Origin of the sequence: uncultured Tateyamaria sp. (assembly GCF_947496075.1) — a bacterium.
Lineage (GTDB): Bacteria > Pseudomonadota > Alphaproteobacteria > Rhodobacterales > Rhodobacteraceae > Tateyamaria.
Genome location: NZ_CANMBJ010000001.1, coordinates 641,420 through 665,239, shown reverse-complemented (window position 1 = coordinate 665,239; position 23,820 = coordinate 641,420). Strand labels below are relative to the sequence as shown.

Annotated in this window: 26 protein-coding genes; 14 read left to right on the top strand and 12 right to left on the bottom strand. The window is 59.3% G+C overall.

The window, feature by feature from the left end:
- Positions 1 to 181 precede the first annotated feature (181 nt).
- From Q1A51_RS03395 to Q1A51_RS03365, 7 genes are all read left to right on the top strand, one after another.
- The gene (locus tag Q1A51_RS03395) at positions 182 to 1,006 is read left to right on the top strand and encodes a tryptophan 2,3-dioxygenase family protein (protein ID WP_299604048.1); all 825 of its coding nucleotides are present in this window, start codon (positions 182 to 184) and stop codon (positions 1,004 to 1,006) included.
- Entirely contained in the window at positions 1,007 to 2,191 is a 1,185-nt protein-coding gene (gene kynU, locus Q1A51_RS03390; RefSeq protein WP_299603823.1) for a kynureninase, read from the top strand.
- A gap of 84 nt (positions 2,192 to 2,275) precedes the next feature.
- Positions 2,276 to 3,403, top strand: coding sequence for an ABC transporter substrate-binding protein (locus Q1A51_RS03385; protein WP_299603820.1), 1,128 nt, complete (start codon positions 2,276 to 2,278; stop codon positions 3,401 to 3,403).
- A gap of 88 nt (positions 3,404 to 3,491) precedes the next feature.
- A complete protein-coding gene (locus Q1A51_RS03380; protein ID WP_299603817.1) occupies positions 3,492 to 4,409 on the top strand; it encodes a branched-chain amino acid ABC transporter permease in 918 nt (305 codons plus the stop codon).
- Complete coding sequence (locus tag Q1A51_RS03375; RefSeq protein WP_299604045.1) at positions 4,409 to 5,392, top strand: branched-chain amino acid ABC transporter permease; 984 nt, start codon at positions 4,409 to 4,411, stop codon at positions 5,390 to 5,392. Before Q1A51_RS03380 ends, Q1A51_RS03375 begins: the two co-directional genes overlap by 1 nt.
- A complete protein-coding gene (locus tag Q1A51_RS03370; protein WP_299603815.1) occupies positions 5,385 to 6,140 on the top strand; it encodes an ABC transporter ATP-binding protein in 756 nt (251 codons plus the stop codon). The genes Q1A51_RS03375 and Q1A51_RS03370 overlap by 8 nt, the downstream gene beginning before the upstream one ends.
- Positions 6,137 to 6,826: an ABC transporter ATP-binding protein gene (locus Q1A51_RS03365; protein ID WP_299603812.1), complete on the top strand. Its 690-nt coding sequence runs from the start codon at positions 6,137 to 6,139 to the stop codon at positions 6,824 to 6,826. The genes Q1A51_RS03370 and Q1A51_RS03365 overlap by 4 nt, the downstream gene beginning before the upstream one ends.
- Positions 6,827 to 6,834: 8 nt before the next feature.
- Here Q1A51_RS03365 and Q1A51_RS03360 read toward each other — a convergent pair whose 3' ends face one another.
- From Q1A51_RS03360 to Q1A51_RS03350, 3 genes are read right to left on the bottom strand one after another with little or no spacing between them, the layout of a single operon-like run.
- Entirely contained in the window at positions 6,835 to 7,626 is a 792-nt protein-coding gene (locus Q1A51_RS03360) for a metal ABC transporter permease (RefSeq protein ID WP_299604041.1), read from the bottom strand.
- Positions 7,619 to 8,368 (bottom strand): metal ABC transporter ATP-binding protein, encoded by a 750-nt coding sequence (locus Q1A51_RS03355; RefSeq protein ID WP_299603809.1) that lies wholly within the window; start codon positions 8,366 to 8,368, stop codon positions 7,619 to 7,621. Before Q1A51_RS03355 ends, Q1A51_RS03360 begins: the two co-directional genes overlap by 8 nt.
- Positions 8,359 to 8,844, bottom strand: coding sequence for a transcriptional repressor (locus tag Q1A51_RS03350; RefSeq protein ID WP_299603807.1), 486 nt, complete (start codon positions 8,842 to 8,844; stop codon positions 8,359 to 8,361). The genes Q1A51_RS03355 and Q1A51_RS03350 overlap by 10 nt, the downstream gene beginning before the upstream one ends.
- 102 nt (positions 8,845 to 8,946) lie before the next feature.
- Here Q1A51_RS03350 and Q1A51_RS03345 point away from each other — a divergent pair, with 102 nt between their 5' ends.
- A complete protein-coding gene (locus Q1A51_RS03345; RefSeq protein ID WP_366869742.1) occupies positions 8,947 to 10,074 on the top strand; it encodes a zinc ABC transporter substrate-binding protein in 1,128 nt (375 codons plus the stop codon).
- A gap of 1 nt (position 10,075) precedes the next feature.
- Here the strand turns inward: Q1A51_RS03345 and Q1A51_RS03340 are convergent, their stop codons facing one another.
- Complete coding sequence (locus Q1A51_RS03340; protein ID WP_299603803.1) at positions 10,076 to 11,305, bottom strand: FAD-binding domain-containing protein; 1,230 nt, start codon at positions 11,303 to 11,305, stop codon at positions 10,076 to 10,078.
- A 133-nt stretch (positions 11,306 to 11,438) separates the two neighbouring features.
- Here Q1A51_RS03340 and Q1A51_RS03335 point away from each other — a divergent pair, with 133 nt between their 5' ends.
- The 3 genes from Q1A51_RS03335 to Q1A51_RS03325 all read left to right on the top strand — a co-directional run bounded on the left by Q1A51_RS03335 (position 11,439) and on the right by Q1A51_RS03325 (position 14,000).
- Complete coding sequence (locus Q1A51_RS03335) at positions 11,439 to 12,077, top strand: ATP-dependent Clp protease proteolytic subunit (protein ID WP_299209331.1); 639 nt, start codon at positions 11,439 to 11,441, stop codon at positions 12,075 to 12,077.
- Between the two features lie 165 nt (positions 12,078 to 12,242).
- Complete coding sequence (clpX, locus tag Q1A51_RS03330) at positions 12,243 to 13,508, top strand: ATP-dependent Clp protease ATP-binding subunit ClpX (RefSeq protein ID WP_299209328.1); 1,266 nt, start codon at positions 12,243 to 12,245, stop codon at positions 13,506 to 13,508.
- Positions 13,509 to 13,634: 126 nt separating this feature from the next.
- Positions 13,635 to 14,000: a RidA family protein gene (locus tag Q1A51_RS03325; protein ID WP_299604038.1), complete on the top strand. Its 366-nt coding sequence runs from the start codon at positions 13,635 to 13,637 to the stop codon at positions 13,998 to 14,000.
- Here Q1A51_RS03325 and Q1A51_RS03320 read toward each other — a convergent pair.
- Positions 13,997 to 15,787: an FkbM family methyltransferase gene (locus Q1A51_RS03320; protein ID WP_299603801.1), complete on the bottom strand. Its 1,791-nt coding sequence runs from the start codon at positions 15,785 to 15,787 to the stop codon at positions 13,997 to 13,999. The two genes, Q1A51_RS03325 and Q1A51_RS03320, sit on opposite strands and share 4 nt — an antisense overlap.
- A 166-nt stretch (positions 15,788 to 15,953) precedes the next feature.
- On the opposite strand from Q1A51_RS03320, the gene Q1A51_RS03315 reads away from it, so the two are divergent.
- From Q1A51_RS03315 to Q1A51_RS03305, 3 genes are read left to right on the top strand one after another with little or no spacing between them, the layout of a single operon-like run.
- Positions 15,954 to 16,337, top strand: coding sequence for an NADH:ubiquinone oxidoreductase subunit NDUFA12 (locus Q1A51_RS03315; RefSeq protein ID WP_299603798.1), 384 nt, complete (start codon positions 15,954 to 15,956; stop codon positions 16,335 to 16,337).
- Positions 16,338 to 16,790 (top strand): outer membrane lipid asymmetry maintenance protein MlaD, encoded by a 453-nt coding sequence (mlaD, locus tag Q1A51_RS03310; RefSeq protein WP_299603795.1) that lies wholly within the window; start codon positions 16,338 to 16,340, stop codon positions 16,788 to 16,790.
- Positions 16,787 to 17,158: a DUF2155 domain-containing protein gene (locus Q1A51_RS03305; protein ID WP_299209313.1), complete on the top strand. Its 372-nt coding sequence runs from the start codon at positions 16,787 to 16,789 to the stop codon at positions 17,156 to 17,158. Before mlaD ends, Q1A51_RS03305 begins: the two co-directional genes overlap by 4 nt.
- Here the strand turns inward: Q1A51_RS03305 and aat are convergent.
- From aat to Q1A51_RS03270, 7 genes are all read right to left on the bottom strand, one after another.
- Positions 17,122 to 17,757 (bottom strand): leucyl/phenylalanyl-tRNA--protein transferase, encoded by a 636-nt coding sequence (aat, locus tag Q1A51_RS03300; RefSeq protein WP_299209549.1) that lies wholly within the window; start codon positions 17,755 to 17,757, stop codon positions 17,122 to 17,124. The genes Q1A51_RS03305 and aat overlap by 37 nt on opposite strands.
- A gap of 112 nt (positions 17,758 to 17,869) precedes the next feature.
- On the bottom strand, positions 17,870 to 19,216 hold the full coding sequence (gene accC, locus Q1A51_RS03295; RefSeq protein ID WP_299603791.1) for an acetyl-CoA carboxylase biotin carboxylase subunit: 1,347 nt from the start codon (positions 19,214 to 19,216) through the stop codon (positions 17,870 to 17,872).
- Between the two features lie 10 nt (positions 19,217 to 19,226).
- Positions 19,227 to 19,715: an acetyl-CoA carboxylase biotin carboxyl carrier protein gene (gene accB / locus Q1A51_RS03290; RefSeq protein ID WP_299603789.1), complete on the bottom strand. Its 489-nt coding sequence runs from the start codon at positions 19,713 to 19,715 to the stop codon at positions 19,227 to 19,229.
- A 211-nt stretch (positions 19,716 to 19,926) separates the two neighbouring features.
- Positions 19,927 to 20,682, bottom strand: coding sequence for an ABC transporter ATP-binding protein (locus Q1A51_RS03285; RefSeq protein ID WP_299603786.1), 756 nt, complete (start codon positions 20,680 to 20,682; stop codon positions 19,927 to 19,929).
- Between the two features lie 12 nt (positions 20,683 to 20,694).
- Entirely contained in the window at positions 20,695 to 21,456 is a 762-nt protein-coding gene (locus tag Q1A51_RS03280) for an ABC transporter ATP-binding protein (protein ID WP_299603783.1), read from the bottom strand.
- A 12-nt stretch (positions 21,457 to 21,468) separates the two neighbouring features.
- Positions 21,469 to 22,668, bottom strand: a complete 1,200-nt coding sequence (locus tag Q1A51_RS03275) for a branched-chain amino acid ABC transporter permease (protein WP_299603780.1) — start codon at positions 22,666 to 22,668, stop codon at positions 21,469 to 21,471.
- A 3-nt stretch (positions 22,669 to 22,671) separates the two neighbouring features.
- Positions 22,672 to 23,703: a branched-chain amino acid ABC transporter permease gene (locus tag Q1A51_RS03270; protein WP_299209296.1), complete on the bottom strand. Its 1,032-nt coding sequence runs from the start codon at positions 23,701 to 23,703 to the stop codon at positions 22,672 to 22,674.
- Between the last annotated feature and the right edge of the window lie 117 nt (positions 23,704 to 23,820).

The window sequence follows — 23,820 nt, the reverse complement described above, 5'->3', positions numbered from 1 at the left end:
TATCAGCGCGCGTGCCTTTGGGCTGTGAATACTGCGTGGTTGGACTTCAATGGCGTGGCTGCTGATGGGGCCGGATGTTGAAAACCGGTTGCATCACATCGGTCGCGTTCGGGGCTTTCCGTCATGTGCTGCTATGGACATCGCCGCGTGCCTGAACATTATCGTGCGGGGGAGACACGCAATGACCGGCAATGACGAACACCATGGTGCCAAGCTCGATTTCAAAGGCGACATGTCTTACGGCGATTATCTCGAACTGGATGCGCTGCTGACCGCTCAGCATCCGCGTTCGGACGCCCATGACGAGATGCTGTTCATCATCCAGCACCAGACATCCGAGCTGTGGATGCGGTTGGCCATCCACGAGTTGAACTCGGCCCGGGATGCGATCGCGGTGGGGGATCTGGCCCCAGCCTTCAAGATGCTGACGCGGGTGGCGCGCATATTTGAGCAACTCAATGGGGCGTGGGATGTGCTGCGCACGATGACTCCCAGTGAATACACGACTTTTCGGCCCAGCCTTGGTAATTCATCGGGCTTTCAGTCGCATCAGTACCGGCTGATTGAGTACGTGTTGGGCAACCGGCAGCTTGCCGTGTCCAAGGTGCATGAACATCGGCCCGAGGCGTTCGCCATCTTGTCCGCGGAGTTGGTGCGCCCGAGCCTGTATCAGGTGGCATTGGCCCGATTGGGCAGTCATTTCGACGCGACCGATCTGTCGGGGGAGCCGCACACCGGGCCGTGGGCTGCGCGCGATCTCGTACAGGATTTGTGGCAAAAGGTTTATGAAGATCCGGCAACCCATTGGGAGCTTTATGAACTTGCTGAGAAGCTTGTGGATCTTGAGGACTATTTCCGCCGCTGGCGGTTCAACCATGTCACCACGGTCGAGCGCATTATCGGCTTCAAGCGCGGCACTGGCGGAACGGACGGGGTCAGCTATTTGCGCAAGATGCTGGACGTTGTTCTGTTTCCTGAGCTTTGGAATGTGAGAGGGGCCCTGTAGATGGTTTTGAGAAAAGAGTTTTTCGATCTGCCTGAGGGTGTCATCTATCTTGATGGCAACTCTCTTGGCCCGCTGCCGCGGAATGCCAAGGCGCGCGTGGCCGAGATGATGCAGGATGAATGGGGCGCGCAACTGATCAAGGGGTGGAACAGTGCCGGTTGGATGGCACAACCGAGCCGGGTCGGAGATATGGTGGGTCGGTTGATCGGTGCGCCCGCAGGCTCGGTCGTGATGGGCGATACGCTGTCGATCAAGGTTTATCAGGCACTGGCTGCCGCTCTTAAGATGCGGCCGGATCGCAAGGTTATTCTGAGTGATTCCGGTAACTTCCCTACCGATCTTTACATGGCGCAAGGCCTGATCCAGATGCTGGACGGCGGATACGAGTTGCGCGTGGTCGCGCCCGAGGCGGTTGCTGATGCTATTGATGACGATGTGGCTGCGGTGATGCTGACGCAGGTCGATTACCGCACGGGCCGGGTGCATGACATGGGGGCCATCACCGAACTGGCGCACAGTTCCGGGGCCGTGATGATCTGGGATTTGGCCCACAGCGCGGGTGCGTTGCCCGTTGATCTGGCTGCTTGCGCTTGCGAATTCGCGGTGGGCTGTACCTACAAGTATCTGAACGGTGGGCCGGGTGCGCCTGCCTTTATCTATGTGCGGCCCGACCTCGCGGACAGCGTCGATCCTGCATTGGCCGGGTGGCTGGGGCATGACGCACCCTTTGCTTTCGACCTCGACTATCGCCCGGCGCCGGGTATCGAGCGGATGCGGGTCGGCACACCGCCGGTGATCCAATTGACCGCGTTGGAGGCGGCCCTGGAGGTGTGGGAAGGCATCGACATGCAGGATTTGCGTGTCGCATCAGTGGCTTTGCAGGAGGTGTTCATCCGCGAGGTTGAGGCGCGCGTGCCCGAGCTGACTCTTGCCAGCCCGCGCGATGCAGCGCAGCGCGGCAGCCAGGTGTCGTTCGGCTTCGAGAATGGCTATGCGGCGATGCAGGCACTGATTGCGCGGGGCGTGATCGGGGATTTCCGCGCGCCGGACATCATGCGGTTCGGCTTCACTCCGCTGTATCTGGATAAGGCAGATGTTTTGGCGGCTGTGGACCACATCGAAACCGTCATGAGAGACCGGTTGTGGGACGATCCTGTCTTTATGGCTCGCCAGAGAGTGACCTAGGGCTTGACAGAATGGGGGCGTATAAGCGCCTGATAGCGACGAAAGACGGGCCGTCAGAGTCCGGCAGACAAGGGAGAGATTTCAATGACATTCAAACAGCTTCTGGCTGCGACCTGCGTCGCGGCCCTGGGTGCGGGCGCGCAAGCCGATGGGGTGAAGGTTGGCATGATCACAACGCTTTCGGGCGGTGGCGCGGGCCTTGGCATCGACGTGCGCGACGGGTTCCTGCTGGCAGTGAAGGGCAATGACGACATCGAGCTGGTGATCGAGGATGACCAACGCAAACCGGACATCGCCGTGCAACTGGCTGACAAGATGATCCAGTCCGAAAAGGTCGACGTGATGACCGGGATCATCTGGTCGAACCTGGCGATAGCGGTGGTGCCTGCCGCGACGGCGCAGGGCAAGTTCTACCTGTCGCCCAACGCTGGCCCGTCCGCATTGGCGGGCAAGGGATGCCACCAGAACTATTTCAATGTGAGCTGGCAGAACGATGCGTTCTCGGAAGCGGCGGGCACGGCGCTGAGTGGTGAGGCAGGCAAAGTGTTCCTGATGGCCCCGAATTATCCTGCGGGGCAGGACATCATGGCCGGTTTCAAGCGCACCTTCCAAGGCGAGATTGCGGCCGAGGTCTATACCAAGCTGGGTCAGACCGACTATGCGGCCGAGATTGCGCAGATGCGGGCGAGTGATGCCGACCAGATCTATTTCTTCCTGCCGGGAGGCATGGGGATCTCATTCATGAAGCAATACGCGGGGTCCGGCGTGGACAAGCCTGTGTCGGGTCCAGCGTTCAGCTTTGACCAGGGCATTTTGGGTGCCATTGGCGACGCCGCCGTGGGGGCCAAGAACACGGCGCACTGGTCCAAGGATCTGGATGTCCCCGGCAACGCCGAGTTTGTTGCGGCATTCGAGGCGGAGTATGGTCGTCTGCCGTCGATCTACGCGGCGCAGGGCTTTGATACCGGTCTTTTGCTGGCCTCGGCTGCGGCCAAGGCAGATGTGGATGATGCCGATGCCTTCCGTGCTGCGTTGAAAGAGGCGGATTTTCAGTCTGTGCGCGGCAAATTCTCGTTCGGGGCAAACAACCACCCCGTACAGGACATCTACATGCGCGAAGTGATCAAGGAAGGTGATCTGGTCACCAACCGGATCGTCGGCACGGCTGCGACGGATCACAGCGATCCTTATGCGGCGGATTGCAAGCTTTGATCTGATTGGCCTCGGTTATGCCCGAGGCCATACCTTCCATAAAAATGAGAGGCTTGCGAGGCAAAGGTGATCTCGCAAGACGGGGCGAATGACGACGCTTCTGTTGATCGAGCAGGTGCTGAACGGGCTGCAATCGGGGATCATGCTGTTCCTGATGGCGGCTGGTTTGACTCTGATTTTTGGCGTCATGGGCCTGATCAATCTGGCGCACGGCTCGCTGTACATGATCGGGGCCTTTGCGGCGGCTGCGGTTGCTGGGGCCACCGGGTCCTTTGTGCTGGCCTTGGGCGCAAGCCTGATTGCAGCTGCTGCGGCGGGGGCGATCATTGAAATCGGAGTGATCCGCCGCCTCTATGATCGCGATCATCTGGATCAGGTATTGGCCACCTTTGCGCTGATCCTGATCTTGTCCGAAGGGACACGTTGGGCGTTTGGGTCCTTTCCGCTCTATCTGGACGTACCTGCGGCACTGGCGGGGCCGGTTACATTGCCCGGCGGGATTCAATACCCCGCATACCGATTGCTGATCATCGGTGTCGGACTGGCGATTGCGGTAGGGTTATTCCTGTTGATCGCACGGACCCGCATCGGCATCCAAATCCGCGCAGGAGAGAGTGATCGTGAGATGATCGCAGCCCTTGGCGTTGATATATCAAAGCTTTACACGTTGATCTTCGCGTTGGGCGCGGCGCTGGCTGGGCTGGCCGGAGCCTTGGTTGGAGCGATCCAATCGGTACAGGTCGGTATGGGTGAGCCTGTCCTGATCCTTGCCTTTGTCGTGATCGTCATTGGTGGCATCGGGTCGATCAAGGGCGCATTGGTTGGCGCGCTTCTGGTCGGTTTGACCGATACGTTGGGCGGCGTTCTGTTGCCCCTTGCACTGAGTGGCATGATGAACGCGTCCGCGGCAACCTCGGTCGGGTCCGCGCTGGCGTCGATGTCTATTTACATCCTGATGGCGGTGGTCCTGATCTTTCGCCCAACTGGCCTGTACGGGACGGCATGATGCAGCGCGAGGCGGTTCTGAACACCCTTGTCTTTCTGGCGCTGCCTGCGGTCGCTGTCATTGCGCTTGTGTTGGACGAGCCGTTCACGATCACGCTTGCGACTCGTGCGGCGATCCTTGCCCTTGCGGCTGTGGGTCTGAACCTTGCCCTTGGTCTGGGCGGGCTGGTGAGCCTTGGACACGCGGTGTTCTTCGGGCTGGGCGGCTATGCCATGGGCATTCTGGCGAGCCACGCGCAAAGCTATGCGCCGCTGGACCTTGGATTGTTCGTGATCGAGGGCACCAAGTCCATGCCGGTGATCTGGCTGACGGCTGTTTTTGTCAGTGCGTTGGCGGCGTTGCTGATTGGTTTGCTGGCGCTGCGCACGGCGGGTGTTTACTTTATCATGATCACGCTCGCCTTCGGGCAGATGTTTTATTACTTCACCATTTCCTGGCCGGCCTACGGCGGTGAAGACGGGTTGAGCATCTATGTGCGCAACAGTTTTCCGGGTTTCAATACGCTTGATCCCATCCAGTTCTTTGGTCTTGTGTTCGCCGTTCTGGCCGCTGTGCTGCTTATCATGGGGCGCCTTGAGCGGTCCCCGTTTGGTCTGGCGCTTGGCACCGCACGGCAGAACGCAGCACGGGTTGAAACCGTAGGCCTCAGCCCGTTTCATCTGCGCCTTGTGGCCTTTGTCATTTCCGGTGCGGTGACGGGGCTGGCGGGGGCGCTGTTTGCAGACCTCAACCGCTTTGTGTCGCCGACCATGTTCAGTTGGCAGATGTCGGGGGAGTTCATTGTCTTCATCGTGCTGGGTGGCATTGGTCGGTTGTTTGGGCCGGTGGTAGGGGCCTGTCTGTTTGTGCTGCTGGAGCATCTGCTGAGCGGGGTCAGTGAGTTCTGGCTGATCTACCTCGGCGCCATCCTGTTGTTTGTTGTCCTTTTTGCACGAGGCGGCGTCATTGGTGCCTTGGCCGGGCGGGGCGCGCACCATGGCTGATCCGCTTCTGGACATACAGGGGGTATCCAAGTCCTTTGGCGCGTTGCGTGCGACGGACGATGTGTCGCTGACCCTTTTGTCGGGGGAGATTCATGCGCTGATCGGACCAAACGGGGCGGGCAAGTCGACCTTGATCCAGCAAGTTGCTGGTGGCCTTGTCCCTGACGCGGGCCGCATCCTGTTCGATGGGCGTGATATGACCACCCTTGGCACGGCTGAGCGGGCCCGTGCGGGTTTGGGTCGCACCTTTCAGATCAGCGCGCTCGCAATGGAGAACACGGTGTTGCAGAACACTGTTCTAGGTGTCGTTGGTGCGTCGCGCCGTGTGTGGCGCTTTGCGCGATCGGTCATGCGGGATGGCGGCGTGCGCGCCCAAGCCGAGGCGGCCTTGGACCGCGTCGGCCTGTCTGACGTCGTCGACATGCGTGTTGGAGAGTTGAGCCACGGGCAACGCCGCCTGCTGGAGGTGGCCATCGCACTGACCCTACGCCCCAAGGTATTCCTGATGGATGAGCCGATGGCAGGACTGGGTGCGGAGGGGTCGGCCCGCATGACCGGGTTTCTGGATGGTTTGCGCAGCGAAGCACCCATTCTGCTGGTCGAGCACGACATGGATGCTGTCTTTGCCCTCGCGGATCGCATTTCGGTCCTGGTGTCCGGCAAGGTGATCGCAACGGGTACGCCCGCCGACATCCGCAGCAACGCGGACGTGCGCACCGCCTATCTGGGCGAGGAACACGCGCCATGAGCCTGTTGCGTCTGGAGGGGATCGAAGCGGCCTATGGCGCGGCGCAAGCGCTGTTTGGCGTTGATCTGGCCGTGGAGGAGGGCGAGGTGCTGGCTCTCATGGGCCGCAACGGCATGGGCAAGTCCACGACGATCCGGGTGATCTGTCGGATGATGAAGCAATCACGAGGTTCCGTGCAATTTGATGGGCGGGACATGGCCCGCATTCCATCGCATTTGGCCGCTCGTGCCGGGTTGGGGCTGGTGCCTGAAGGGCGGCGCGTGTTTGCCCGACTGACGGTCCGTGAGAACCTGATCGCTGCGGCCCGTCCGGGGGCATGGGATCTGCGCAAGGTGACGGGTCTGTTTCCCCGGTTGGCGGAACGGTCAGGCCAACTAGCGGGGCATTTGTCGGGTGGAGAGCAGCAGATGCTTGCCATAGGTCGCGCGCTGATGACCAATCCGCGCCTGATGCTTCTGGACGAAGCGACCGAAGGGCTGGCCCCGGTTGTGCGTCAAGAGATCTGGGCGGCGCTGGATGCCGTGCGCCTGGACACCGGGCTTTCGCTGCTGGTGGTGGACAAGTCGCTGGCCGAATTGGGCCGGATTGCGGATCATGCTGTGATCCTAGAACGTGGCCGCTCGGTCTGGCACGGGGCGATGGCCGACGTGTCCGGGGACGTTGCAAACACCTATCTGGGTGTTTGATCGTTGCGTCACCGAAGGGTGCGTGCGCCAAACAAGGTCGTGATGATGAACAGCCCGGCTGCGACGCAGACGATTGTTGGTCCGGTCGGGGTATCGAACTGGTAGGCCGCGCCCAAACCACCAAGCGCCGACAAGCTGCCGATACCCGCTGTCAGCAGTGCCATAACCTCGGGCGTGCGCGCGAGAGGGCGTGCCACGGCGGGCGGGATAACCAGAAGGGCGCCGATCAGAAGCGCTCCGACCACCTTGATTGCCACTGCGACGGTCACGGCAAGGGCAACCGTCAGGACCAGTTGTTCGGTCTTGGCCGAGATTCCGCTGGCTTGTGCAAGATCCGGATTCAGCGTGGCTGTGAGCAGTCTTTGCCAGCGCCACAGGATCAGGCCGACCACGGCGGCGGCGCCGGTCCAGATTAGAGCCAGGTCGGTCTTCGACACGGCAAGGATGTCGCCGAACAGGTAGCTCATCAGGTCCACCCGCACGCCCGACAACAGGGACACGGCGACGAGGCCGACGGCCAGCGCTGCATGTGCCATCACGCCCAGCAGCGTGTCTTCGGCCAATCCACGACCCGACAGGGATTGCACCAGCGTCGCCATGATGAGGGCCGTTGCCAGCACGCCGATCATGATCGGCCCCTGGAAGGCGAGGGACAGTGCGACACCCAACAGGGCGGCATGGGCCGTTGCATCGCCGAAATAGGCCATGCGGCGCCACACGACAAAGCAACCAAGAGGGGCGGCGGCGAGGGCCGTGCCGACACCGGCAAGGCCCGCGCGCACAAGGAAATCGTCAAGCATCTTCGTGGTCGTGCCCGTGGTCTTGGTCGTGATGATGATGGTGGTGATCGTGCTGGTGGCGATAGAGGGCAAAGGCTCCTTGCGTACCTGTTCCGAACAGGGCGCGATACTCCGGTGCGTCCTGCACAACGTCCGGCGTGCCCTGACAGCACACGTGGCCGTTCAGGCAAAGTACCCGGTCGGAAGCGGCCATGACCACGTGCAGATCGTGGCTGACCATCAGCACTGCGCAACCCAACTGGTCACGCACATCTGCGATCTGGCGATAAAATGCAGCGGCCCCGGGTTGATCGAGGCCTTGGGTGGCCTCATCCAGGATTAATATGTCAGGTTCCATTAGAAGGGCCCGTGCCAGCAAAACACGCTGGAACTGCCCGCCGGACAGGTCGCGCATCTGACGTTTGGCCAGATCGGGCACGCCCGCCTCTTGCAAGGCGCGCGCCATGGCGTCGCTGGAATGCCTGTGTGGCAGGCATAGAAAGCGCGAGACGGTCAGCGGAAGAAACCCGTCCATTTGAAGGCTTTGCGGCACGTAACCGATGCGCAGCCCACGCACTTGATCCACTCGGCCTTTGATGGGGCGGATCGCACCGATCAGCCCTTTGACCAGTGTGGATTTGCCCGATCCGTTGGGGCCGACCAATGTGACGATCTCTCCCCGGTCGATGTGAAAATCGACATCGCGGAGCACTGGCGTGGTGCCATGCCCCAGGGTCAGCCCATCGGCGGTCATCAGGCGCATGGGGCGTCCTCCACACAGGCGGGGCAGATGCCCATGGCCTCGATCACTGTCTTTTCAATCTGGAACCCGGTTGCGGCGGCAGCCTGTCCCAGACGGCCCTTGTCGGCGGCGGTATCGGCCTCGGCCACGGTCTTGCAGCGGGTACAGACCAGAAACGCGGGTGCGTGATCCTCGCCCAGATGCGCGCAGGCGATATAGGCGTTCAGCCCTTCGATCTTGTGGGCAAAACCGGCGCCGGTCAGAAAGTCCAATGCGCGATAGGCGACGGGGGGCGCTGTGCCCAATCCCTCTTCCGACAGCATAGCCAGTAAGTCATAGGCGCCAAGTGCCCGGTGTTCGGCCAGCAGGATTTCCAATGTGCGCTTTCGGACAGGCGTGAACTTGAGGTTGTGCGCAACACAATGCGCCTCGGCCCGTTCAAGGGTCGAACTGATGCAACTTGCATGGTCGTGTTTGTGAAAACCAAGGGTGGGCATGGGGCCTCGGGGCTGCGCCGTCAGATTTGGGGGTTGATATGTTATACTATGACGTATAGCAACCCTGATTGAATGTTATAACATATCAATTTGGGGGCAATGATGCGCACTCTTCTTCCGACAACTTTGGCTGTTCTGCTTGGCACAACAGCACTGGCCGATGCGCCCCGCGTGGCGGTGGACATTGCACCCGTGCACAGCATCGTAGCAGCTGTAATGGAAGGGGTCGGCACGCCTGATCTGATCGTGCCCACCGGGGCCTCGCCGCACGACCACAGCCTGCGACCCTCTGAGGCGCGTGCGCTGGATGAAGCGGAATTGATTGTGTGGGTTGGGCATGGCCTTACGCCTTGGTTGGAAGGGCCGTTGGACAGCCTTGGTGAGGGGGCTGAAAAGATCGAACTGCTGAAACTGCCTGCAACCCGGCTCATGGAATTGCGGGAAGGTGCGACCTTCGCTGCGCATGATCACGGGCATGGTGAAGAAGAGCATGATGATCATGATCATGAAGATCACGACGATGATAAGCACGACGATCATGGTGATGAGCACGCCAGCCACGATGAGCACGCCAGCCACGATGAGCACGCAGATCACGATGAACATGCTCACGACGACCACGCGCATGAAGATGAGCATGCGCACGGTGAACACAAGCACGATGATCATGAAGAGGCATCGCATGACGAAGCAGGCCATGATGGTCACGGCCATGCACATGCTGACGGTGTGGACCCGCATGCTTGGCTCGATCCGCAAAACGCAGTGATCTGGGCGGCCGCGATTGCCGAAGAGCTTGGGCATCTCGACCGCGACAATGCGCAGGCTTACGCAAACAACGCCGCAGCTTTCGGAAGCGAAATCAAAGCGCTGACCGCAGAGATTGAACAAGAGTTGCAACCTGTTTCTGACAAACCGTTCATCGTGTTCCACGACGCCTATCAATACTTTGAAGCGCGCTTTGGGGTCGCTGCGGTCGGAGCGGTTTCTGCTTCGGATGCCGAGGACCCAAGCCCCCGGCGCCTTGCCGAGCTGGGCGAAGAGATCGAGGCGCTCGACGCTGTCTGCGCGTTGACTGAGCCACAATTCAATCCGGGCATCATCAACGCGCTGGGCGATGTGCGCGTGGGTGAGATCGACCCCATCGGTGTGTCGGTTGAACCTGGTCCCGACCTTTATGCAACCCTGATCCGCAACATGGCGACGTCACTGGCAGCCTGCCTGAAATAGATCATTCTGCCGCTCGCACCCCTCGAAGATCCCCCAGTAGTTGGGGGATCTTGTCCTTGAATCGAAAGAACCCGTGGGTCGCATGAGGCCAGGCAGAACTATCATATGCGCGCCGCACCGTGCGTAGGGGCGGCGTGTCCTCCGTCGCAGTCAATCGGGACAGAATATCTGCAGTCGGTCCTACCGGCGCGTATGCCGTCACGATCTGATCCAAACCAGCGTCCTTTGCCCAAGAAGCGAGCGCAACCGCCGTAGGCGCGGGGTGCGAAACAGCACCAAGACGCGCGTCAAAACGATTTGCAGTATCTTGTGCAGCACTGTGCGCAAACGCAGTGACATGATCCGCTACCGACAATGGGGACAGGCCGGACCGCGTGGAAATGACAGCTGTCGCAACCGGCGCGATGCCAGCATCCAGAATAAAGCCTGGGCTCAGATCGTCGTCATGGAGGATCAGGCCGGTTCGTGCTGTCGAGGTTGGTAGGTCGTCATCAGACAGGGGCATGATGTCAGGTTTGGGTGGTCCGGAGAGGGCAGGTGCTTCGCCAGCCAATTGCCATTTCGGGGCAAAACGACCTTCGGTATATTTTGAGATGTTCGAGGTGCGGGCCAGATATGTCTTGCCGGGTGTTTGGATGCCAGCCACCCACCGCCAACTGAGCGTGTTGGACGCCGGATCACCATCAAGCAGATGCCGGAGAAAGAAGTCGGCACCCAATTCCCATGGCAAACGCAGGGTGAATATCCAGATGGATGCGAACCACATCCGTGCGTGATTGTGCAAAAATCCAGTGCTAACAAGCTCTTGCGCCCAGGTGTTGAAGCAATCGATGTCCGTTTCACGTTTGCACGCGGCTTCCCACCTGTCGCGTAAGCCTACCTGCGTCTGCACGTTGTCGAGCGCCCCTTTGAGAGCCGTCTTGTACTGTGTCCAAACGGCAGGCCGCTGCTCTAGCCACCCTTTCCAATAGCTGCGCCAGTACACTTCCTGAATGAACTTTTCCGCGGATTTTGCGCTGTGGCGAGCCAGTGTCGCTTCCAACACGTCTGCCTCGGTCACAAGGCGCGCACGAATGTAGGGCGACAGGGTCGACACAGCGTCGTGCCCATTGCGGCCCAGATCATAGTTTCGGCGCGCTGCATAATCACGTCCTGCGTGGGGCAGGAACCTGTTCAAGCGCTCAAGTGCCGCGGTGCGTGTCGGGGGGAATCGTGTCAGAGCCTCGGTCATGCAAGCCCAGCTAGGCGGCAGTGCGACAGCTTCAAGCGTCCGCGTGCCCTTGCAGCCCCCGAACGCCGATACTAAGACTCGGGTAACTTCTCTGCGGGTATGGTCTCGCGGAAGTCTGACGAGGCAGAATACTATGCGCGATCCCATCGACCAATATGCACATTTCACCAACAACCTGGTGCCCATGGTGGTTGAACAGACCAGCCGGGGCGAGCGGGCCTATGACATCTTTTCGCGCCTCCTGAAGGAGCGGATCGTATTCATCAACGGTCCGGTCCACAGTGGCATGAGCCATCTGATCGTGGCCCAGCTGTTGCACCTTGAAGCGGAAAACCCGTCCAAGGAAATCAGCATGTACATCAACTCGCCCGGCGGCGAGGTGACGGCCGGTTTTTCGATCTATGACACGATGCAATACATCAAGCCGAAGGTATCGACACTGATCTGTGGCATGGCGGCGTCCATGGGGTCGGCCATTGCCATCGGTGGCGAGCCGGGCATGCGCTTTGCTCTGCCAAATTCGGAAGTGATGGTGCACCAGCCATCGGGCGGATCGCAGGGCATGGCGGCTGATATCCTGATCTCGGCCCGCCACATCGAACGCACACGCGAGCGTATGTACCAGATGTATGTGAAGCATTCCGGTCAGGACTATGAAACGGTGCAGCAGGCGCTGGACCGTGATACATGGATGACACCGGAAGAAGCCAAGGATTGGGGCCACATCGACGAGATCGTCGAAGAGCGGGCCAAGTCTGGTGATGACGAGTAATTGATCAACTGATCGCGCACCTCACGGGGTGCGTGATTTGGCCGCGAGGTCAGGTAAAAAGACGATTGTGGACCCCGCGGGCCTGTCCTAAGCTGACGGTCAACGCGGGGCGCGCCGGAGATTTCCGGCACCTGGATTGGCGGCATCTGCCGGGAAGGACGCGACATGGCCACGAACTCGGGCGGCGACAGCAAGAATACCCTCTACTGCAGCTTCTGCGGCAAGAGCCAGCATGAGGTCCGCAAGCTGATTGCGGGACCAACAGTTTTCATTTGCGACGAGTGTGTCGAACTTTGCATGGATATCATTCGGGAAGAGACGAAGGCTTCGGGTCTGAAGTCCACCGATGGCGTACCCACGCCCAAGGACATTTGCGAAGTTCTCGACGACTACGTGATTGGTCAGGCCATGGCCAAGCGCGTGTTGTCGGTGGCCGTGCACAACCACTACAAACGCCTGAATCACGCTCAGAAGGGCGGTGATATCGAACTGGCGAAATCCAACATCCTGCTGATCGGTCCCACTGGCTGCGGCAAGACCTTGTTGGCCCAGACTCTTGCGCGCATTCTGGACGTACCGTTCACAATGGCAGACGCAACCACGCTGACCGAGGCTGGATATGTGGGTGAGGATGTCGAGAACATCATTCTCAAGCTGCTGCAGTCATCTGAATATAACGTCGAACGCGCGCAGCGCGGCATCGTCTATATCGACGAGGTCGACAAAATCACGCGCAAGTCCGAAAACCCTTCGATCACCCGCGACGTGTCGGGCGAAGGTGTGCAGCAGGCGCTTCTGAAATTGATGGAAGGCACCGTGGCTTCGGTCCCGCCGCAAGGTGGGCGCAAACACCCGCAGCAGGAGTTCCTGCAGGTCGATACCACGAACATCCTGTTCATCTGCGGTGGCGCGTTTGCGGGCCTTGATAAGATCATCGCGCAGCGCGGCAAGGGCTCGGCCATGGGCTTTGGGGCTGACGTGCGCGGCAATGATGAACGCGGTGTCGGCGAAATCTTTACCGATCTTGAACCCGAAGACTTGCTGAAATTCGGCCTGATCCCGGAATTCGTCGGTCGTTTGCCTGTTCTGGCCACGCTCGAAGATTTGGACGAGGACGCGCTTGTCACCATCCTGACGCAGCCCAAGAACGCGCTGGTCAAGCAATACCAGCGGCTGTTCGAGCTGGAAGACACGACGCTGACTTTCACCGAAGATGCGTTGAGCGCGATTGCCAAACGTGCAATCGAACGCAAGACAGGGGCTCGGGGGCTGCGTTCGATCCTTGAAGACATCCTGCTCGATACCATGTTTGAATTGCCGGGCCTTGAGTCCGTCACGGAAGTTGTTGTGAATGAGGAAGCGGCAATGTCCGACGCGGCGCCCCTCATGATCCATGCCGAGGCAGAGAAAGAACCAGCTTCAGCGAGCTGATTTTGACATGGCGGGACAAAGAGTAAGGCGGGTTTCAAACCCGCCTTTTTTTGAACGTTGTTCGGGGACACTCGACTGAAACCGTAAGACGCACTTGTGCGTGCGCCATTGAAGGGGAGCGCAATGATGATTTCACGTATTCATTCTGGCGGTGCGTTTGAACCAAAGATCGGGTATTGCCGCGCAGTTGTTGCCGGCGGATGGATTCATGTTGCAGGCACGGTGGGGCCGGGTGACTCCGTAACTGAGCAGTGCAAGAACGCGCTGGACATAATACACACTGCTTTGACCGAGGCCGGTGCGGATTGGAAAGACGTTGTACGCGTGACTTACATGCTGCCGGACCGACACGAGTTCGAACCATGCTGGCCCATCTTGAAAGACACCTTTGGTGCGCATCCCCCTGCGGCCACAATGATTGAATGCGGTTTGATCGATCCAAAATACAGGATCGAAATTGAAGTCACCGCGTTGGCACCAAATCAGAGCTAAGCTACGCTCTTGAAACGCTTGTTCAAAACGGCTTGAACGTCATCGGGATCGAGCTCAGGCCAAGGCGTGCCCGAGGTGATAAAGCCGGCCTCGACGAGAGCTGTCTGGATTTGCCCCATCTCCGGTTCTCCCATGGCCAAACGTCCGCGCGGTGTGTCAGGACGTTCCCATATGGACTTCAGGTGGGAGATGACCAACGCCTTGTTGCCCGAGAAAGCTTCAATATGCCGCGTGATCATACCTGTTGCGCTGGATTTCCGACGCGCGATCACGGCAACCCGTTGGTCTGTCACACCGCAGAACGCCGTCAAATGCAATGCGGAACCTTCGCAGGCAATCACCTGTTTTGCGGCCTTGTAACGGGCGATCTGGTCGCGGACCGAGTGATATTGCGGGTGGAAAATCTCGTATCCTTGGGCGCTTAGATGCTCTTCAATCTGCTTTTCGCCAAGCAAACCACCCTTTTCTAGAGACAGCTTTGACCGCGAGATATAGAGTTTTTCACCGCCGTCCGGAGCAATGTCCTTGGCAAAGTTGTTTTCGTGGTACCGTCGAAACGATGGTGTACCCGTGACAATGGCCCCCAGACCAAACCCCTGGCCTGGGACGATTAATTGCTCCACACGCCGCGGTTTGCCAAGCACTTTGATCGGGACGTTGACGCCCATGGCGGCGAACATATCACTCTGAAATGACTTCAGTGAAAGCGGACTGTCGGGGCGTCTGGGTGTAAACAATATCCCGTCGATATCACCCTGAACGGCATCCAACGCCCACAAGCGACCAAGCGATTCAGCCACGAAATGGGCGAAGTTGCGATACAGCACACCCCCCCAGATCCAACGCCCGGCCAAGGGCTTGGGCGTGTCGTTCAGAGGACCGAACGGCAAGGTCGTGCGACCTCGATTTCTCCAATGGGCGGCCATCGGAACATCATGGCCTTGCGCCGTCTGCACGCCGGACAAGCTGATGAACCCACTTGTCTCACTCGGTTTGACTATCGCATTTTCGCAGGTCTGCATCCGCTCCGACCAGCCTCCGGCGGGGTCGGGCCAGCTGGCATCGGGGTGTGACCAAACCTCATCCCGGGTGCAGGTCCAGACAAAGCGTGTCGAAAGCTCTTCGTTCTTCGTGAACTTCGACTTCCGAAGGATGGCCTTGCACTCGCGTGTGCCGGCTTTGCCATATGCGTCGGGGTGGAATTCCAGCACTATGGCACGAATACCGCGCAGGTTGGCATGGCGCAGCAGCTCCAACTCCCCCCCTTCTATATCCATGATCAATACGTCTGGACGAAAGCTCTTGATGGTCGTGTCGTATGAAACCGTTTCAACTTCGACCGGCGTCGTGCGGCGTCGCTCATTCTGGATCAGGGATGACCCAAGGAAAGACGTCCGCAAATGAAAGGTGACATGATCCGGCTGATCTGCGCCGACAGTGACAACCTGGTGGCGCACCTCCATTACGTCCTCAAGCCCGTTCAAGCGATGCAACGCTCTGATGTGCGGGATCAGGTTCGGATTTGCCTCAAAGGAAAGAACCGCATCCGGCTGCGCGTTTTTGGCAATGACTGCCCCAACCACACCCAGACCGGCGCCCAGCTCAAGCACACGATCACCGGGTTGGACAACGTCCAACGCTCCCTTGATTTCCTCACCCTCGTACCGCCCCTCATTCATGCGGCGGATGCGGGTTTCGTTCAGGAATGGGGATGCGGGGACATTCACCCCGAAACAAGTGGCCGCGATTTCCGACGATGGTTCACTCGCGTCGATGCTGTCCCTCATGACGTGCCTCAAGTTATGAGTTGTTGATATTCAGATACACGTTGAGGTAGCGGGTTCCCACTGAAATTTGAGCGAGTTTTCAGGTGATAAAGACCTGCGGCGCCTGTGCCACTGGACCTCTGTGCGGTATTGCGGCATAGACTCGTCCAAACGTCGGAGGCGAAACATGGGCATTCTCAACACGCTGTTGCGCGCGGTGACTTGGTGGAACGGCCAAACGCTCAACACGCAGATTTTTACGGCCCGCAAGGGCGTGAAAGTGGGTGAAGACAGTCAGGGCAACGTCTTTTACAAAACGCAGGACGATAACCGTCGTTGGGTCATCTACAATGGCGAGGCCGAGGCAAGCCGCGTGGACCCCGAATGGCACGGCTGGTTGCATCGCACATGGGATGAACCGCCCACCGACAAACCCCTCAAGCGCAAGGACTGGGAAAAGCCGCATCAACCGAATCTGACTGGTACGGCCATGGCCTATGCCCCGACAGGTTCTATTCGACGTTCAGCGCCTGCTGACCGTTCGGACTACGAAGCGTGGACGCCCGAATAAATGGCTGAGAACACGACCGAGGTTCTGGTTGGCGGTGTTGTGCTGGCAGCGGCCATTGGATTTGCCGTCTATGGCGCGCAAGTCGCTGGTCTTGGCAACAACAACGGCTCCGCCTATCCGCTGACCGCCAGCTTCCGTAGTCTTGAGGGCGTGAATGTCGGCACCGATGTGCGCCTTGCTGGCGTTAAGGTCGGAACGGTCACAGATGTCGCCTTGAACCCCGAAACGTATCGCGCCGACACGGTTGTGTCCCTGCGGACCGACACGCAAATCCCTGATGACAGTGCTATCGTCATCAGCTCCGAAGGGCTGTTGGGGGGCAATTTCGTTGAAATCATGCCGGGCGGATCGCCCTTTTTCTTCGAAGCCGGGGATGAAATCACTGACACTCAAGGATCCGTAAGCCTGATTTCATTGTTGCTTAAATTCGTGTCTGGGGGTGAAGGCGAATGATCCGGCGCGCCGCACAGGTTGCGGCGCTCGCGATTGCGGTGCTGGGCACCGGGGTCGCGGCGCAGGATGAAACCGAATCCGCACCGGGGGCCGTACTGCGCGGGCTGGACAAATTCAGCGGTCAGGTTGTTGACATTCAGATGCTGGCGGGCCGAACCGTTCGGTTCGAACGGCTCAGCATCACCCTGACCGAATGCCGGTATCCTGCAGGTAACCCGTCAGGCAACGCCTATGCCGGGTTGCAAATTACGGAAGCTGGCCGCGATGGTGTGGTCTTCTCAGGCTGGATGATTGCGTCGGCTCCGGCGCTCAATGCGATGGAGCATGCGCGCTACGACGTCTGGGTCATGCGCTGCACCACGTCCTGAAGCGTTCCAACGGGAACGGCATCAAAATTGGCGCCATGTATGTTCAGCGCGCGGTCAAGACGGGCGTGATATGTATCCCTTGCGATTTCGATTGCGCCAAGGCTTGCCAGATGTGTTGTCAGAAACTGTGTATCGAACAGGGCAAAGCCTGCGCGGCGCAGATGATCAACAGCCGCGGCCAGTGCCATTTTTGACGCATTTGTGCGACGCGAAAACATGCTTTCGCCGAAAAACGCCCCTTTCAAAACAACGCCGTACACTCCGCCAACCAGGTGCGATCCTTCCCAGATTTCAATGGACCGCGCCTGTTTTTGTTCATGGAGTGCGTTGTAAAGACCTCGGATTTCCGGGTTGATCCAGGTATCGATCCGATCCGCACAGCCATCGACGACACCTTCGAAATCGGCATCAATCCGAAGTGTCCAATCGCTTTTTCGCATGGCTCGCGCGAGGGACCGGGACATGTGAAACCCATCCAACGGCAATACCCCGCGCATCCGCGGATCGACCCAGAACACTTCCGGATCATCACGCGATTCTGCCATCGGAAAAATGCCCGCGGCATAGCCCTGCAACAACAGGTTGGGGGTCAGTCGAATGTCGTCTTTCATGTCCGGGTGTCCGTCAGGCTTGCGCTCAGACTACTCTGCCGGTCGCATATAAAAAAGGGGACCGCAGGCCGCGGTCCCCTCAAAATTCATCGAACGTGCCTTAGTCAGCTTGTGCTTCAAGCCACTTTTCCAGCCAGTGGATATTGTAATCCCCTGTATGGATGTCCTTTTCCGCCAGCAGTGCGTGGAACAGCGGCACGGTTGTGTCGATGCCGTCGATGATCAACTCACCCAATGCGCGATTGAGCCGTGCCAGTGCCTCGGCCCGGTCGCGGCCATGCACGATCAGTTTTCCGATCAGGCTGTCGTAGTAGGGCGGGATCGAGTAGCCGTCATAAAGTGCTGAATCGATGCGCACCCCAAGACCGCCCGGCGCATGGTACTGCGTGATACGACCTGGTGAGGGCGTGAAGTCGGGGAGCTTTTCAGCATTCAGTCGTACTTCGATCGAGTGGCCGTTGATCTGCAGATCGTCCTGTTGGAAGGACATATCCATGCCAGACGCGACGCGAATTTGCTCGCGGACGAGATCAACGCCAAAGATGGCCTCTGTCACTGGGTGTTCGACCTGCAGTCGGGTGTTCATTTCGATGAAATAGAATTCGCCGTTCTCATAGAGGAACTCGATGGTCCCCGCGCCGATGTAATTAATCTTGGCAACGGCATCGGCACAGACGCGTCCGATTTCGGCTCGCTCTGCTGCACTGATCGCGGGGCCGGGTGCCTCTTCAAACACCTTTTGGTGACGGCGTTGCAGGGAACAATCCCGCTCACCCAGATGCACGGCACGGCCCTTGCCATCGCCAAAGACCTGAATCTCGATATGGCGCGGCGTGGTCAGGTATTTCTCGATATAGACTTCGTCGTTGCCGAAAGCGGCTTTGCCTTCGGCCCGCGCCGTCATGAACGCGCTTTCCATGTCAGCGGCTGTCTGCGCCACTTTCATGCCGCGTCCGCCACCACCAGCCGTGGCCTTGATGATGACCGGATAGCCGAATTCTTCGCCGATGGCTTTTGCTTCGTCCAGCGTGGCCACGCCGCCGTCAGAACCGGGCACGCAGGGTACGCCAAGGTCCTTCATCGTGTCCTTGGCAGTGATCTTGTCGCCCATGACGCGGATATGTTCCGCAGTTGGGCCGATAAAGGTCAGGCCGTGATCTTCGACGATCTGCACGAATTGCGCATTTTCAGACAGGAAACCATAGCCGGGGTGGATCGCCTCGGCGCCCGTGATCTCGCAAGCCGAGATGATGGCTGGAAAGCTCAGGTAGGATTGCGGCGATGCGGGCGGGCCAATGCAGACGGATTCGTCGGCCATGCGCACATGCATCGCGTCGGCATCCGCCGTGGAGTGCACGGCCACGGTGGCAATGCCCATCTCGCGCGCGGCGCGGATGACGCGCAGGGCAATCTCTCCGCGGTTGGCAATCAGGATTTTGTTGAACATGCGCCGACCCTTATTCGAGGATCACAAGCGGAGCGCCAAATTCAACAGCGGCGCCGTCATCAACCAGGATACGTTTGATCGTGCCTGCGCGTGGGGCAGGGATGTGGTTCATGGTTTTCATCGCTTCGACGATGAGCAGGGTGTCGCCTTCGCTGACCTGCTGTCCGACTTTGATGAAGGACGGCGCACCCGGTTCTGCCTGCATGTACACGGTACCGACCATGGGGGATGTGACGGCGCCCGGATCATTTGCTGGATCGGCCGCCGGTTCCGATGCCGGCGCGGCAGCTGCCGCTGCGGGCGTTGCCGCGGCGACAGGCGCCGGGGCCGCAACTTGGGCGACAACCTGTTGCGCCATTTGGCGCGACACGCGCACGTTCAGGCTGTCATCTTCGCCATATTCCCGTTTGACCTGCAGTTCCGTCAGATCATTTTCGCGCAGCAGTTCGGCCAGTGCCTGGATAAAGGCCACATCCGCGTCATGGTTGCTCTTTGTCATTCTTGTCCTCAACCGTTTGGTCGTTGCCGCGCAGTCCAATACGCGGCCCGTAGTGCTCTTCGCCGCTTATAGCCTTGCAATGACGCAGAGGAAAGCGCTGTGACATTTCGGTGATGCCGGTGCCGCAGACTTGTGGACCGGACGCGGCCTTCAACGAAAAAACCGGCCCCACGAGGGGACCGGCTGTGACATCCGACCTTCCCAGGTTCAGTCAGATGGCGAGGTATTCCGCCCGCAACTCTTCGTTTTCAAGCACCTCGGATGCGGTGCCATCGAACACGATCCCGCCAGTATCAAGGATCACGGCCCTGTCAGCCAGCTGCAGGGCACGCACCGCGTTCTGTTCCACAATCACTGTCGTGATTCCCTGTTCCTTGATCACGGTCAGGGTCTTTTCGATCTCGTCCACGATGACCGGCGCCAGCCCTTCATAGGGTTCGTCCAGAAGCAGAACCTTGATGTCCCGGGCCAGCGCACGGGCGATGGCCAGCATCTGTTGCTCACCGCCCGACAGTGTCGTGCCCTCTTGGGTGCGCCGTTCGCCGAGGCGGGGGAACAGGTTATAGAGCCGCTCGATGGACCACCCAATGGGCGGCGCAATCTGGGCAAGCTTCAAGTTCTCTTCAACCGTGAGGCCAGGGATGATACGCCGATCCTCGGGCACCAGGCCCAGACCGGCCTGGCTGGCCTCGTGGCTCGACATCTTGTGCAATGGCTGGTGGTCCAGCCAAATCTCGCCATGGGTGACTTCGGGGTCGCCAATCCGGGCAATGGATCGCAGGGTTGATGTCTTGCCGGCGCCATTGCGGCCCAGAAGCGCGAGGATTTCGCCTTCGTGCACGTTGAAGCTGATACCTTGCACGATATAGCTTTCGCCATAGTAAGCGTGCATGTCCCACACGCTCAGAAAAGCGGGTGCGGTGGCGGCGTGGCTGACGCCTTTGGAAAAGTCGGGTTTGACGTTCATGGTCTTGCCTCCTTACGCCGCAGCCGCTTCGCCCAGATAGGCTTCGCGCACTTTCGGGTGGCCTTTGATATTGTCTGGCGTGTCTTCGACCAGCGGGGTGCCTTGTGCTAGAACGGTGATCCGCTCGGCGAGCGAGAACACAACGTGCATGTCGTGTTCGATGATCGAAATGGTGATGTCCCGCTCCTCCTTGATCTGTTTCAGCAGGTCGATGGTGTTGTTGGTATCGGCCCGGGCCATCCCGGCTGTGGGTTCGTCCAACAAAAGAAGGCGCGGTTCTTGGGACAGGCACATGCCAATCTCAAGCCGCCGCTTGTCACCGCGGGACATTGAGGCCGCGTTCATGTGCCGTTTGTCGGCCATGTTCATGTCCTCAAGCACGTGTTCAGCCCGTTCGATGATTTCCTTGTCCCTCATCATCGCGGCATAAGCGTTGGCGGTGAACGCCCCGTCGCGCTTGGCAAAGCAGGGGATCATCATGTTTTCCATGACGCTCAGATCACCAAAGATCTCGGGCGTCTGGAACACGCGACTGATGCCCATCTGGTTGATCTCGAACGGCTTTCGGCCCAGCACGGACTGCCCGTCGAACATGACCGACCCGGTGTCGGGGATCAGCTTGCCCACCAGACAGTTCAGCAAGGTGGACTTGCCTGCACCGTTTGGTCCGATGATGGCATGGACCGTGTTCTCGGCGACGGACAGGTTCACGTCCCCCAGCGCCTGCAAACCACCGAACCGCTTGCCCACGTTTTTGACTTCAAGAATACCCATTGGTTTCTCTCCTTATTCCGCAGGCGTTGTTTTGCCGTCAGGCGTGTCGGTAGACTTCTTCTTGCGGCCAAACAGGCGCGCAACGCGTTGACCTCCTTCAACAAGGCCACCGGGCAGGAAGATCACAACCAGCATGAAGATCAGACCAAGTGTCAGGTGCCAGCCTTTCCCAATAAAGGGATAGATCAGCGTAACCACGAAATCCTCAAGTCCGTCGGGCAGAAAGGCGAACCACGTGTGCAGGATGTCTGAGTTGATCTTGGACAGGATGTTTTCCATGTACTTGATTGCACCAGCACCCAGCACCGGGCCAATCAGAGTGCCAACACCGCCCAGAATGGACATCAAAACCACTTCACCCGAGGCGGTCCAGAACATGCGTTCCGCGCCCACTTGCGTGTCCATGGCAACCATCAGGCCACCGGCCAGACCGGCATACATACCCGAGATGACAAAGGCCGCGAGGGTATACGGCTTAGCGTTCAGGCCGGTGTAGTTCAGGCGCTGCTGGTTGGATTTCACCGCCCGCAGCATCATGCCAAAGGGCGAGCGGAAGATGCGGATCGACAGGTAGAATGCCAGCAGCATCACGATACCGGCCAGGTAGTACCCAACGTTGAACGTGAAGACCCATGCCCCGACATCGAGGTTGAAGCTAGACCCCATCTCAAGCCCGAATAGGTTGGCCTTGGGTGTTGCGCCATTGGCCAGCGTGCCGTCCAGAATGCGGGGGTCGTTGACCTTTGGCTGCAGGCCCGTCTCGCCGCCCGTGATTGGTGTCAGCACCGAATAGGCAAGCGAGTAGGACATCTGAGCAAAGGCCAGCGTCAGGATCGAGAAGTAGATGCCGGAGCGGCGCAGGCTGATCCATCCCACGGCGAGGCTGAAGATGCCTGCGACGATGACCGATACGATGATGGCCGGGATCACGTTCATGGTCAGCAGCTTCATCATCCAGATCGCGGCGTAGGAGCCGACCCCAAGGAAGGCGGCGTGTCCGAAGGACAGGTAGCCGGTGAGGCCAAAGAGGATGTTGAACCCGATGGCGAAGATGCCAAAGATCACGAAGCGTTGCATCAGGTCAGGATAACCTGCGTTGAACTGCGCCATTCCGGACCCTTCAGGGAAGGGGTTCAGGATGAAGGGGGCCAGTGCGACAAGTACAGCGACTAGAAGCAGCAGGCGGAAGTCTTTTTTGTCCAGTCCAAACATGGATCAGTCCTCCATCACGCCCTTGCGGCCCATAAGGCCCCGAGGACGGGTCAACAGAATGATGATGGCCACCAGGTAAATGATGATCTGGTTCAGGCCGGGCAGCACCGCGAGGACCTCGCGCATGGAGGCAAAGCTTTCGAGGATGCCAAGCAGGAAGCCCGCAGCGACAGCACCGGGCAGGGAGCCCATGCCGCCCACCACGACCACCACGAAGCTAAGGACGAGGAAGTCCATGCCCATGTGGTAGTTTGGTGAGTTGATCGGCGTGTACATCACACCGGCAAGCCCCGCGACGGCGGCGGCGATACCGAACATCAGCGTGAAGCGGCGGTCGATGTTGATGCCAAGCAGCTGCACCGTCTCGCGGTCGGCCATACCTGCCCGCACAACCATCCCGAAGGTGGTGAACTGGAGGAAGGCAAACACGGCACCGATGATGACGGCGGCAAAGGCGAAATAGATGATGCGCCAATACGGGTAAATAATCGTGTTGGGATCAAAGCCCATCATGGCGCCGAAATCGAACGACCCTTTGAAGGCGGCAGGGGCAGGGGTCGGGATCGGGTTGGCGCCGTAGTAGTACTTGATGATCTCTTGAAGAACGATGGCAAGACCGAAGGTCACGAGGATCTGGTCCGCGTGCGGGCGCTTGTAGAAATGCTTGATCAGGCCGCGTTCCATGATGACCCCGATGGCGATCATCACCGGGATGGCAAACAGGATCGAGAGCGGGACGGCCCAGTCGATGATCGTGTTGCCTGCAGCCTCTCCGAACCAATCATAGACATAAGGAACATCCACCTTGAGGGGATTGCCCAGAAAGTCCTTTTGGGTTTCGTCTACAACCGTGTGGCTGATGGTCAGGATTCGGCTCAGTGTGACGGCGCAGAACGCGCCGATCATGAACAGGGCGCCGTGGGCAAAGTTCACCACGCCCAGGGTGCCGAAAATCAGCGTGAGACCCAGCGCGATCAGCGCATAGGCCGAGCCCTTGTCGAGCCCGTTTAGAATTTGAAGGATGATCGCTTCCATCGGCCGAACCTCTGGTTGGGGGGCATCTGTCCCATGATGGGACACATTATGTTAAATATCGGGATGCCTGGGATCAGGTGCCAGGGAAGGGTGGGCCACGGCGGGCCCACCCAACGT